Below are 12,980 nucleotides of genomic sequence, written 5' to 3'. Positions count from 1 at the left end.
TCACTTTACAGGAATGGGTTTAAAATTAAACTTTTTAGACGCTTTTCGAACTTTTTTCATAAAATCTTCCCCAGGATCAGTCTTTTCAGTTCGGTAACCCTCATCAACCTCTAGCCAAAGTGGGTGGCCTTCAAAATTTTGATACTCATAATGTCCAATAAGGTATGATATATCATACTTGGTTGCCAAATAGTTTACCAACCATTTGTTTGATTTTAATTGTGCTTTCGTTAGAGGTAAATCAGAAGTACCCCCAACATTTTCAATGCCAATTGCACAATGATTTAAGCCAATAACATGCCTAGCCATAGTAGTTTCAGGCATTAATTGATAAATAGCCCCATCTTGATCTACCAAAAAATGAGCAGATACATTGAGACCACTAACATTCTTAATATCAGGTCGCCAATTAGGTAATGTAGCATTCATAAAGGCATCCATGGATTCTTCTAAAGTTGGGATAACCGTCCAATGCAGCACAATCATTTTAGGCACAATATCGGGACTGTCTTGTTCTAAATTATAGCGTTGTGAAAGATATTCCTTGGTTAAAGTGATACGCTGCTCATCAAATATAATTGGCCGATCAATAATGCTGCGTTGGACGGAACATGATATTGCAGAACTCAGCAGTATAACGAACAGAAAGCTCTTTAGGAATAACTTCATCTTATTTCAATTTATTTTCAAGAATCACAAGGTCGACATTACTATTAGCCCATCGTTTGGCTAGCCCATCTGGTACTGGGGTAAAAACATAAGTAAAAGAGCTCAGAATAATATCTTCATCGCCATCGGCATCAATATCGCCAGCATCCATTAAAAACCAACGTCCTGCATTCGCATCATTTAAAACCTTAGAAGCAAAATCAAAAGACTTCGCATTCAAATTTTCTAAATACACAAAAGATAATTCTGGTGTTTGCTCGTAGTCTGGAAAAGTACTAATCAAACCAAAATCTACATCACCATCTTGGTCAAAATCCCTTGCCAACACCCTAGTAGCGCCGTTTAAAGGGTAAAAATAGGCCTCAGAAAAATTGCTCTCACCATCATTCAAATGAATACGCATACCATGATAAGGTTTGTGCACATAAGACTTATCTGCATTATCGCCATTTACTGTAATAATATCATCATACCCATCCTGATTATAATCTACGAGTTCAAACCAACTACTACCATAAATAGGACTAAAATCTATTACCCTTTCCGCCTTAAATTTTAAATCATCCGTTTGATATAAAATCGTCATGCTTTCATTCCCCTGGGTCGTCATGGTGATGATGTCTAATTTACCATCATTATTCATGTCTTTAGCAAGCGTTTTTATACAGCCGGGCTGATTTAACAAAATCGTTTTGTCATAATTACCGGCAGCATTCCCTACCAAGAGTGATAGACTTCCGGTAGCATCACCAAATTCGCTCACTACCATTTCCATGGTTCCGTCGCCATTCAAATCTTCATATAGCGTACCAACCGGTCTATGGAGTTCGTTTTGGATGATGGTGGCATCTTCTTTAACTAGCCGCACTAATTGCCCCTCTTCTAGGTCAGAAGGGTCTAAAATGCCTACTTCCGTAATGATTTGAACACTATCCGTGCTGTTCAGCCAGGTCACTGGTGTATTTCCTTGATATACTTTTTCTTGTGTTTGCTGTTGAAAATCGTAACGCTGTAAATCACCTGCAATAGTCCCGTAATTTAATTGATTATCGTCCTCATTAAAATCAAGATAGGTCAGTAAAGCCCCGTTTAGTGTATCGAGTGCAACCTCTTGCGCTTTAAATTGTTCTAAAGGCCTGGTAACTAGTTTTGGCGTAGCTGCTAGTTTTTCAGGTGCCAATTCAATAATATAATTCTGTAAGGCTATCCAATCTTGTAATTTAATCTTTGGTCTAAAAGTGGTACTTACTTGATTAGGCTCTTGATACATCTCTTCAATATCCATTCGCGCCAGCATACCAGGCAAGATGGCGTTTTTCCAAATGTCCTTTGGCAGTTCATCAATCCGCGGTGCAATGTGGCAGCTAGCGCAATAGGTGTTGTACAAGGCTACTTCTCGCTTAGGAGGCTCTGGAGCACACGAAGTGACCATAACTAAGAGCAAAAAACTAATCAAAAAAAGGAATCGGTTTCGTTTAAAATGCATTAAGAGTGTTTAGTAATTCGTTGGTATAAACGCTTTAGTTATTTTGGTAGAGGCACATAACTTTGGTCTTGCTTCATCATTGGGAATGTTTTCTCTTTCCAAGCTTTTTTAGCTGCTTCTATTTTTTCTTTTGAAGAAGAAACAAAGTTCCAATAGATAAATCTTTCTTCTTCAAAGGCTTCACCGCCAAAGATTAACAGATGCGTGTTTGGTGCTAAGATGATGTCACAGGTATCTTCAACCTTAGAGACTAAAATATTCCCTTTTGTCACTTCTTCTCCACAGGCTGAAATCCCTCCTTCGACAATACAAATACCAATCTCTCCCTTTAAATTACCATTCACATTAAGGGCATAGCTATCGATCGTTTTTATTTGTACCATAAATAAGGGGGAATAGGTTGGCACTGGTGATTTTTTCCATAGCCCTCGCCTACCACCAAACAGAACTCGGCCGAGGCATCTTTCCATTTGGGTAACTCTTCATCTTTTATATGATGAAAACTAGGCTCCATATCTTCTAAGTCTTTCGGCAAGGCTACCCAAATTTGATACCCGTGGGCTGTAAATTCTTTTCCGCCTCTTAAGTTTCTTGGGGTTCTTTCGGAATGAGAAACTCCTTTACCCGCGGTCATCCAATTCACAGAACCTGGTTGTATGCGCTGTTTCGTGCCCAAACTATCTTCGTGCACAATTTCGCCTTCTAACATAAAAGTCAGAGTAGAAAGACCAATGTGTGGGTGCTGGTCTACATCCATATACTTTTCGGGTCCAAGCTTTGTTGGCCCCATATGATCTATAAAAATAAACGGACCTATCATGCGTTTTTTTCGAAAAGGTATCAAACGACCCACCAAAAAATCACCAATATCACGACTTCTTTCTTCAATAATCAAACCGATATTTGACATAAGGTAAATGCTTATATTTAAACACAGAAAGTTACAATAAACTAGCTCCATTTTATGAAATTATTCAAACGAATTCTCTTAGTTCTTATACTTATTATTGCGGTTATTGTTTATTTAAATTATCCAAAACTGAACATTATTTCCGGCTATGCCGCTAAGTACATGGGCTCAAGTATCACCATAGGCCAGCATTCTTCTGATTATATTATCAAAAATGATTTGGCTATGCCATTGATTGAAATGGCAGATACGGAATATGATTCTACCACTAAGACCGCCGCTGCTTCAGTTTATGGTTTAATGACCAGAAAAGCGATTAACCGTCAAGGTTTAGGCAGTGTTCTAGTGAATAGTGATTATGTAGAAGGCACTCCATACCTACAACCTGAAAGAAATTTAAACCAAGTAAACCTGCCTTACCCCTATGGGCATTTACCAGCCAAAGACTCGGTTTTTGAAAATTTAGATTACGACCAGCTTCAAAAGGCGGTCGCCCTACCCTTCGGCAATGCTGCCGTACAACGCACCAGAACTTTGGTGGTGTTGTACAAGGGGCATTTAATTCATGAAAGCTATAGTGACGGTTTTACCAAAGAGACTCCCGTTTTAGGATGGTCCATGACCAAAAGTGTTTTGGCCACTTGTTTCGGAATCTTAGAGCATCAAGGCAAAATAAAGACGGAATGGGCTGCACCGATTACGGAATGGGAAAAAGACGAACGCAAAGCCATTACTATTAACCATTTGCTACGAATGCAAAGTGGTTTGGAATGGAATGAAGACTATAGCGGAATATCTGACGTCACCAAAATGCTGTTTTTAGAAAGCGATATGACCAAAGCACAGCGCATTCAAAAAGCTATTGCCAAACCAACAGAAATTTGGAACTATTCTTCAGGCACCACCAATTTGCTCTCCGGGATACTCAGACAGCAGTTTCGTACACATCAAGACTATTTAAATTTTCCATACGAGGCTTTGATTGATAAGGTTGGCGCACATAGCATGCTTATTGAAGCAGATTTAGAAGGTAATTTTGTAGGTTCTTCATATGGCTGGGCCAATACCAGAGACTGGGCACGACTAGGGCAATTGTATCTGAATATGGGAGAATGGAATGGCGAACAGCTCTTTGATGAAAGCTGGGTAGACTATATTACTACCCCAACAGTGCAATCACAAGGTATTTACGGAGCTCATTTTTGGTTAAACGCTGAAGGAAAGTTTCCTGATGTGCCCAGAGATTTGTATTCTATGAACGGATTTCAAGGGCAATATGTATTTATGATTCCTTCAAAAGACTTGGTGGTGGTACGTACCGGACTGGCTGAAGAACCAGATTTTGATATTAATGGGTTCTTAGCTAACCTTATTAAAGCCATCAAATAAGGTCAAGTTAGCCCTTAATATCATATTTTTCTTACATCACCACAAAAGGTAGATAGTTCACAACAATAATTTCTGAGAACACTGCTCTGATACTACATTTACAGTGTAATAATCAGAAAGTAAATTTTTTCATTTTCATATAGTGTTCTCGTAAAAGAGCCTCAGTCCTACAAGACGAGGCTCTTTTTAGTTGATACCACTTGGTCAACAAAAAGAGAACGATTCCTTTTATTTACGCAAGGCATTTAAAGATAGAATTGCCCTAAAAATAGGCCCCAGAATGTGCTAAAAACATGGATTCTCTCGCTTCACCACAAAACTCTGCTAGTTCACAACAATAATTTCAAAAGGAGACCACCTCGCAATACATTTACAGTGTAATAATCAAGTAAATAAATTTTTTCATTTTCATATAGTGTTCTCGTAAAAGAGCCTCAATCCCACAAGATGAGGCTCTTTTTAGTTGGTGCCTACTACTACCACTAGACTAAAGTACTTTTCGTTTTAAAATAATATTTTTCTTTTCAGAAATATTTTCTAGGTGTGACTTAGCCTTAAAGTTTGTTTCTAATTATCAAATACTAGAACAATGAAAAAGTTAACTATCTTATTTTTTGTGCTATTCATAAGCGCAGCTGCTGTTCAAGCACAAGAGACCACTACTACCCCTGTTACAGAACAAGAACAACTAGAAAAGGTGAAAAAAGCCATGAAAGCGGCTAAAAAACAAGATAAAACGGCCAAAAAAGCTAAAAAAGAGCTTAAAAAGCAAGAAAGTTTAGCCAATAACATTAGCAAAACCGAAAACAAGCTCAAGGCTACCAATAGTAAACTTGAAAAATTTAAGGCCAAATTTGAAAAGAAAGGGCCTACTATGAGTACTGTAGACAAGCACAAAGCAGAGCTGAAAATTGCTAAGACTGAAGAGTCTATCGTAAAGTTAAAATCACGTTTAGAAAAGCTTCAAAACAAATTATAAACTACTTAAGGGAGCCATTTATCTTCTCCAAAATCTGGTTTTCTTTTTTCTAAAAAGGCATTACGGCCTTCTTTAGCCTCATCTGTCATGTAGGCTAATCGCGTGGCTTCTCCAGCAAACACCTGCTGCCCTACCATACCATCATCGGTAAGGTTCATGGCAAATTTTAGCATTTTAATAGAAGTTGGTGATTTCGCCAATACCTCTTGTGCCCATTGGTAGGCAGTAGCTTCTAGCTCGTCATGCGGAATCACAGCATTCACCATACCCATTTCAAAAGCCTCTTGGGCCGAGTAGTTACGGCCTAAAAAGAAAATTTCACGGGCTTTTTTCTGCCCTACCATTTTGGCTAAATACGCGGACCCATAGCCGCCATCAAAACTCGTGACATCGGCATCGGTTTGTTTGAAGATGGCATGTTCTTTACTGGCCAAGGTCATGTCGCAGACTACATGTAAGCTATGACCGCCACCTACTGCCCAACCTGGCACCACGGCAATCACCGCCTTGGGCATAAAGCGAATCATACGCTGAACTTCAAGAATATTTAGGCGATGTTGGCCATCTTGCCCTACATAACCTTGGTGCCCCCTAGCCTTTTGGTCACCACCACTACAAAAAGACCAAATACCATCTTTGGTAGAAGGGCCTTCGGCGGACAATAACACCACACCAATAGAAGTATCTTCTTGGGCGTCGTAAAAAGCTTTAATGAGCTCACTGGTGGTATTGGGCCTAAAAGCATTGCGTACATTAGGGCGGTTAAAAGCAATACGTGCAACGCCATTACTTTTTTTATAGGTAATATCTTCAAATTCGATAGCGCTTTGCCAATTAGGTGTGGACATACAATAGAAAATTTCAACAAAGATAATGAGAAGAAGTTATGTTAAAAACCCGTGAATAAGATAAAATGAGCCCAGTGGGTAAAACTCATTTTTGCAACAAAATTCGTTATCAACCGTTAAATGTAATTAAAAATCCACTTAGTGAACCGTGGTACAATATTGCAGAAGCGATACAATATAGAAGTCTTGATAGAGAAGGTTGGTTGGGATAAGTTATATATTTGAAGAATATGAAAAATAAAATTCTTTTTTATATAATTTTCTTCTATACTGTCATTTTATCTGCCCAAAGTAATGAAGATTGTTGGACATTAATCAACAATGGAATTGACATATATAATGGTCAATATAATAATACCGAATTCCCTGGTTACCACGACCCTGAAACAACTGATTTAGAAGAGGTAACTGGCGGTTTTTTAACGACGGGTCAATACAATAAACAAACTTTTGATTCAAATGACAATAATAATTACACTAATCTAGAAGATAAAGATGGAAGTTTTTTAACAAAGCATGATTACGACGGAAATCTAGAATGGATTGTATATACTGAAAAAGATGTTAACTCATATAGAGATGTAATGTTTGGGTCTGTCGAAGATAGCAAAGGTAATCTATATGTTATTGGACATTCTATTAATGGTACTTTTTTTGATTCTGAGGGTACGGAAATAGATTTTAATAATTCAAATAATTCTGTATTTGGTGGTTTCATTATAAAGCTCGACGAAGATGGAAAAATTGTGTGGCATATTATCGTTGATAATGTTTACAGTAAAAGAATAAACATTGATGAAGAAGATAATATATTATTAAGTGGAGATGTTAATATCTACAATAATATCACACATGATTTTTATTTAAACGGAGTCATTACTGATAAATTATCAAACTTCGAAATTATGGGTAATAATTTTAATTATGTTAATAGAGGTGTCTTGAAAATTAATCCTGAAGGCGAATTGCTTTGGTATACTGGTATTAAAACTAGCGGCCCTAATAGTGAGTTTCTAATTGATATTGGTAGTGATAATAACAATAATATTTATGTGACTGGATATTGTAGTTTTGACGCAGAAGTTTATTCTGCTGGCGAAACAGATAATCCAAATATAATTTCTTGGAGTGGAAATCCATCAAAAACATTTTTAATTAAATTTGATAAAGACGGTCAATTTCGATGGAAAGTTAAGAGTTATATAAATAGTTCCCCAAATAATGATGGTGTGTTAGCCTATTCAATGGCTGTAGATGAACAAGGAAATTCATATATATCAGGATCTAACGACTCTAGAAGCATTAATTCTTCAGATCAAGTTTTTGAAAACAATGATGGTTCTATTACTTCAGAGCATGTTGGTACTTTTTTTTTAGCTAAAGTGAATACTAACGGAATCTGCGAATGGATTAAAGGTGCTGCAGACTCTTACACAGGAACAGGATATAAAGTAATAAAATCTAATGATGAAATTATTGTAGTGGGAACCGTTAGAGGTTTTAATATTTTATCTGAAGAGGTAGAGTTTTTAAGTTCAGATGGAAATAATATACAAGCATCATTCTATCCAAACGATTATTTTTTGGCGATTTATGATACTGATGGAAATTTAAACCGCGTTGTAAGTAATGGAATTAATGACCAAGAATATTTTGTTTCAGATAGGATTAGTGGATTTTTTAAAGATTCTAATGACAATTATTACATAAGCCGAAACATATGGTTTTATTCAAATGGACCTCAAAACTATGAAAATTTCGGGCATTTTCTTAATGCGCAAAGTTTCAATGGTAGAGAAGGTACAATTACTAAATTTAATGAAGATTGTGGCGTAGTAATTGGTGATGTAATTAACCAGGATATGCCTAATTTATCTTTATGTGATAACACTTCTGTAGGATCAGATACAGATGGTCTTATTATTTTTGACTTAACACAAAATGAAGATCAATTATTAATTAATGAACCGCTGTCTGACTATCAAATTTCTTATTATGAAGATTTAGGATTAACGAATCAAATTTTAAATCCTGAAGTATTTGAAAATACATTTCAATCAGAAACTATATACATTGATGTAATTCATTCAAGTGATCCAAGTAAATCTGGTCAAACATCTTTTGTGATAGAAGTATTTGAATTACCAACAGTCACTCCAATTGTTGAACTTAGACAATGTGATGATAATACAGATGGTATTAGTCTTTTCAATTTAGAAGAAGTGATTGGTGAAATCACTACAAATGAGATTAATGAAACGATTACTTTTCACGAAACACTTACAGATGCGACTTTAGGGGATAGTCCAATTTTGAATACTACAAACTATCCAAATTCAACTCCTAGTACAGATACAATATGGGCAAGAATCGTTAATGGAAATGATTGTATTAAAACCTCTCAAGTCAATTTAATTATTTCTACAACAGAAATTCCGTTGACTTTTACACGAGATTTTTATGAATGCGATGATGACATTGCTGGAACTATTACAGACGGAATTTCATCATTTGATTTCAGTACTGTAACTACAGAAATAGAGGCCTTATTTCCTGTTGGTCAGCAATTGGTGATTACCTATTATAGAAACCTTGCAGACGCTTTATCAGAAAACAATTCAATTACCGATATCACTGATTATCGAAATGTTGGCTATCCAATTACACAAAATATTTACATCCGAGTAGATAGCTTATTAGATAACGATTGTTTGGGCCTTGGAAGCCATATAACCTTGCATGTTGAAGAAGTTCCGATGGCAAATCCGATAACAATTCCAGATGAATGTGACGATGATGGAGATGGACTTTTTGCTTTTGATAGTTCTAACTATGAAAGTACAATTATTGGCTCACAAACCAATGTGAATGTTATTTATATAGATCAAAACGGTAGTGTCCTCCCAAGTCCTTTACCGAATCCTTTTATAACAGCTACCCAAACGATTACTGCACGTGTAGAAAATGCACTTTCTCAAGATGCAGATGGCTCATGTTATGATGAAACTACGATTTCTTTTTCAGTAGATGCGGCAGCAGTTGCGAACCCTATTACTGATTTTATCGAATGTGATGACGATACAGATGGTAAATATCCTTTTGATACATCTTCTATAGAAACCACTGTTTTAAATGGTCAGAACGGAATGCTAGTTATATATACTGATAGTAACGATAATATATTACCTAGCCCTTTACCGAATCCTTTTCTTACAGGAAATGATACAATTACCGTACGAGTAGAAAATCCATTAAATACAAATTGTTTTGATGAGACTTCGGTAGAATTTATCGTTCGTGAGCGTCCAGAATTTGAATTAATAGACGAAGATGTGATTTGTATTAATAACAGCCCAACACTCGTTATTACGACGTACAACCCTGACGACGTCTACACTTATAATTGGACAGGTCCCAATGGATTTATTGATACTGGTGCTTCAACCACAGTTTCTGAAGGTGGCATTTATAGTGTGATTGCAACATCTAGTATTGGCTGTCCATCTTTTGAACAAGAAATAATAATTACTGAATCTGAGTTGGCTTCTATCTCATTATCAGATATAACAATTGTTGATGACTCTAACAATAATATGATTACTATTTCAACAGCCAATTTAGGGATTGGAGACTACGAATTTTCAATAGATGAAGAATTTGGAATATTTCAAGACGAACCAGTTTTTAATAATGTAATTGCTGGAATTCATACAATTTATATTCGGTCTAAAAATGATTGCGGAACTACTTCAATTGAAGTCTCTGTAATTGGTTTTCCCAATTTTTTTACACCAAACGGTGATGGCGTAAATGATTTATGGAATGTAAAAGGAATCAACGATAACTCTAACGGAGGTTCAATAATTCATATTTATGATAGATTTGGTAAAATCGTAGCAAATATCAATCCTTTTTCAACCGGATGGGATGGGTATTATAATGGACAAAAACTTCCTGCAACTGATTATTGGTTTACTGCCCAACTTAAAAATTCAGATGGTACTTTTAGAATCAGAAAAGGACATTTTAGTTTGATAAGAAAGTAAGACAAAGTTGTTTTATAAAACTCCCTTTGAAGTCGAGCAAGAATTTAATAAATTAGAGCATGTAGCATAGGTCTTAAAAAAGTACCCTATTTTTTGTTTTAAGTCCAAAAATTTTCTCATGGAATATTAGGGCAATTAATGCTATTCAAGGAAAAGATGCAGATCACTTTGATTATGAAAATTATGACGAGAATCAAAGCCTAAATTGAAAACTTGAATTTTTAAAACGTTGTAGTTGGCGTTGTGGTGGTTCTATAACCAAAATTATTGCATCGTGAGAATTAAATGAAAATAATGGAATTAACTATTCCCAGAAAAACGTACACGATTTTGACAAAAACATAGCTTGTATTGAGGCAAATATTAATTTCAGAATTTATAGAATATCGTTTTGATTTTAAAAATTACAACGGACGATTTGGAATAAATCAGGTTTTATTGGCAAATGGTTACAAAAAGACCAAATACCATCTTTAGTAGAAGGGCCTTCAGCTGAAAGTAGCACTACCCCAATTGAGGTATCTTCTGCGAATCATAAAAAGCTTTAATTAGTTCGCTAGTGGTATTAGGACGAAATGCATTACGAACGTTAGGGCGGTTAAAAGCAATACGGGCTACCCCCATTACTCTTTTTATAGGTGATGTCTTCAAATTCGATAGCGCTTTGCCAATTAGGTGTGGACATACAATAGAAAATTTCAACAAAGATAATGAGAAGAAGTTATGTTAAAAACCCACGAATAAGATAACCTGCCGATTATGAAAAAAGTAAGTTTTTTCAGCGAACTTCGTTATCACCCGCTGAGATGGAATTGAAACTCCAATTAGTTATGCTTCTTGTTTCATTATAACCAACCACTAACCAATGATAAAATTCTTTAGAAAAATTAGACAAAACTTACTTTCAGAAGGTAAAACTGGAAAGTATTTCAAATATGCTATCGGGGAGATTGTTCTTGTTGTTATTGGAATTTTGATTGCACTTCAGATTAACAACTGGAATGAAGATAGAAAAAAAGATGAATTAAGTAAGGATTATCTACTACAACTTAAACAAGATTTATCGCTGGACACAAAACTTTATGAAGAACAAATTTATAACCTAACCAATCAATTAAAACAAGTAGATAGTGCTATTATAATTTTAGAAAAACCCGATGCTAAACTCTATACGATACAAAACATCATAATTCACGGTAAAATTGATAGTAATATATATGATAATTATGATATTAACAATAATACATTCCTTGCCTTGCAAAATTCTGGCAATATGAATTTAATCAAGAAATCTGTGTATAAAGAAGTATTAGACTTAAATCGAGCACAAAAACACTATATACGTATCATAAGAGATAATAGTACTACTTTACAAGAGCAGTCTATAAAAAGTTTTGAAAGACTACCAAGTGGTGGTAACTCATACTTAAAAGAATATTTTTTTGCAGAGTTTGATTGGGATAAAAATTCCGTTAATATTGTCAACACCTTTTATTTTATGAAAAGGGTTAATCAAGGACATATCAAGGTTACGAAAGATATTCTAAATCAGACCAATGCGCTGAAAGAATTAATAACCCGAGAAATTGAAAATAATTGAGATTGAATAAGCATTGAAAGTACAACAACTTCTATAAATAATTGCTTGGTCACAGCCGACCGGCGAACATTCCTGCGGAATATTTCTATATGTGATTTGTTTGTTAACTTAGTTGCTTAACCACGCAACTAACCATTCACAAAAACGATAACGAAACTTCAAAAACACTTATCCCCCAATACTGCCCAATTCAATACCTTCAGAATACGCCACACGAATATTATGCTCATGAAAAACGCGTTTTACGGCTTTGTGCACCTCAAAAGTAGCCTCCCAATAATCATCTGGTAACACATAGGGCCTAATGGCTAAAATCACATTATGGCTGTCAAAACTTTCAATACCAATTTCTGGAACTGGTTCGTTGAGCACATATGGTGTATTAATCAAAGCATCCGCAATCAATTGCTCTACTCTCGGAAAATCTTCTTCATAGGGCATATGAGCATTCAGCTCTAAACGTACCCAGCCTTTTTCAGAATAGTTAGTTACTACCCCATCGGTTATTTTTGAATTGGGTACAATCAAGGTTTTATTACCCGGTGTCACCAATACCGAGTTAAAAATGCCAATCTCTTCTACCTTGCCAAAGCTCTCATCAACCTGAATCCAATCATGCACCTTATAAGGTTTTAAGAATAAGATGAGTATACCAGAGGCAAAATTACCTAAACTACCTTGTAACGACAGTCCTATCGCAAAACCCATAGCCGCAACTACCGTTACTAAGCCAGAAAGCTCTACCCCTAAAATGGAGACCGCTATTAATATCAACACAATTTTTAAAGCGGTATTCACCATGGAGATAATAAAAGGTCGCATAGTGTCTGAAACCTTTAGACGGGTTAAACTATTGATCAATAGTTTGTCTACTTTTTTGAGCAGTTTAAAGCCCAGCCATAGTAATACAATAGCACCCAGTACTCGCGGTGCATAGGCAATGGCATTATCACGTAATAGTTCGGCGTAGTATTTTACTTGATCCATAGTTCAAAATGATTAGCGTTTAAAAATAATAAATTTGAGAGCTACCAATTCCTTTTAACCATTTTT

At 35.6% G+C, this 12,980-nt stretch carries 8 protein-coding genes and 2 pseudogenes; 4 read left to right on the top strand and 6 right to left on the bottom strand.

The window, feature by feature from the left end:
- The 3 genes and pseudogenes from RM542_RS07540 to RM542_RS07530 form a co-directional block, all read right to left on the bottom strand.
- Positions 1 to 669 carry a peptidoglycan recognition family protein gene (locus RM542_RS07540; RefSeq protein WP_311385125.1) on the bottom strand — a complete coding sequence of 223 codons (669 nt, stop codon included), beginning with the start codon at positions 667 to 669 and terminating at the stop codon, positions 1 to 3.
- 1 nt (position 670) lies between these two features.
- Positions 671 to 2,155, bottom strand: a complete 1,485-nt coding sequence (locus RM542_RS07535) for a VCBS repeat-containing protein (RefSeq protein ID WP_311385124.1) — start codon at positions 2,153 to 2,155, stop codon at positions 671 to 673.
- A gap of 38 nt (positions 2,156 to 2,193) precedes the next feature.
- Positions 2,194 to 3,065: pseudogene (locus RM542_RS07530) on the bottom strand (pirin family protein).
- Positions 3,066 to 3,119: 54 nt separating this feature from the next.
- Between RM542_RS07530 and RM542_RS07525 the strand changes: the two are divergent.
- Positions 3,120 to 4,454: a serine hydrolase gene (locus RM542_RS07525; RefSeq protein WP_311385123.1), complete on the top strand. Its 1,335-nt coding sequence runs from the start codon at positions 3,120 to 3,122 to the stop codon at positions 4,452 to 4,454.
- Positions 4,455 to 5,043: 589 nt separating this feature from the next.
- Positions 5,044 to 5,433: a hypothetical protein gene (locus RM542_RS07520; RefSeq protein ID WP_311385122.1), complete on the top strand. Its 390-nt coding sequence runs from the start codon at positions 5,044 to 5,046 to the stop codon at positions 5,431 to 5,433.
- A 5-nt stretch (positions 5,434 to 5,438) separates the two neighbouring features.
- Here RM542_RS07520 and RM542_RS07515 read toward each other — a convergent pair whose 3' ends face one another.
- Positions 5,439 to 6,281, bottom strand: a complete 843-nt coding sequence (locus RM542_RS07515; protein WP_311385121.1) for a 1,4-dihydroxy-2-naphthoyl-CoA synthase — start codon at positions 6,279 to 6,281, stop codon at positions 5,439 to 5,441.
- Between the two features lie 230 nt (positions 6,282 to 6,511).
- Between RM542_RS07515 and RM542_RS07510 the strand changes: the two genes are divergently transcribed.
- Positions 6,512 to 10,327, top strand: coding sequence for a T9SS type B sorting domain-containing protein (locus RM542_RS07510; protein ID WP_311385120.1), 3,816 nt, complete (start codon positions 6,512 to 6,514; stop codon positions 10,325 to 10,327).
- Between the two features lie 448 nt (positions 10,328 to 10,775).
- Here the strand turns inward: RM542_RS07510 and RM542_RS07505 are convergent.
- Positions 10,776 to 11,012: pseudogene (locus RM542_RS07505) on the bottom strand (enoyl-CoA hydratase-related protein); the annotation flags it as partial.
- Between the two features lie 180 nt (positions 11,013 to 11,192).
- Between RM542_RS07505 and RM542_RS07500 the strand changes: the two are divergent.
- Positions 11,193 to 11,927 carry a DUF6090 family protein gene (locus RM542_RS07500; RefSeq protein ID WP_311385119.1) on the top strand — a complete coding sequence of 245 codons (735 nt, stop codon included), beginning with the start codon at positions 11,193 to 11,195 and terminating at the stop codon, positions 11,925 to 11,927.
- Between the two features lie 168 nt (positions 11,928 to 12,095).
- Here RM542_RS07500 and RM542_RS07495 read toward each other — a convergent pair whose 3' ends face one another.
- A complete protein-coding gene (locus tag RM542_RS07495) occupies positions 12,096 to 12,914 on the bottom strand; it encodes a mechanosensitive ion channel family protein (protein ID WP_311385118.1) in 819 nt (272 codons plus the stop codon).
- Positions 12,915 to 12,980 lie beyond the last annotated feature (66 nt).

The sequence above is a fragment of the Croceitalea sp. P059 genome (genome assembly GCF_031846365.1).
In the GTDB taxonomy this organism is placed as follows: domain Bacteria; phylum Bacteroidota; class Bacteroidia; order Flavobacteriales; family Flavobacteriaceae; genus Croceitalea; species Croceitalea vernalis.
This window is presented reverse-complemented; position numbering and strand designations above follow the sequence as displayed.

Coding starts and splice junctions, on each gene's coding strand:
- RM542_RS07515 (WP_311385121.1), bottom strand. CDS start 6,281: ATGTCCACACCTAATTGGCAAAGCGCTATCGAATTTGAAGATATTACC.
- RM542_RS07495 (WP_311385118.1), bottom strand. CDS start 12,914: ATGGATCAAGTAAAATACTACGCCGAACTATTACGTGATAATGCCATT.
- RM542_RS07535 (WP_311385124.1), bottom strand. CDS start 2,155: ATGCATTTTAAACGAAACCGATTCCTTTTTTTGATTAGTTTTTTGCTC.
- RM542_RS07540 (WP_311385125.1), bottom strand. CDS start 669: ATGAAGTTATTCCTAAAGAGCTTTCTGTTCGTTATACTGCTGAGTTCT.
- RM542_RS07525 (WP_311385123.1), top strand. CDS start 3,120: ATGAAATTATTCAAACGAATTCTCTTAGTTCTTATACTTATTATTGCG.
- RM542_RS07510 (WP_311385120.1), top strand. CDS start 6,512: ATGAAAAATAAAATTCTTTTTTATATAATTTTCTTCTATACTGTCATT.
- RM542_RS07520 (WP_311385122.1), top strand. CDS start 5,044: ATGAAAAAGTTAACTATCTTATTTTTTGTGCTATTCATAAGCGCAGCT.
- RM542_RS07500 (WP_311385119.1), top strand. CDS start 11,193: ATGATAAAATTCTTTAGAAAAATTAGACAAAACTTACTTTCAGAAGGT.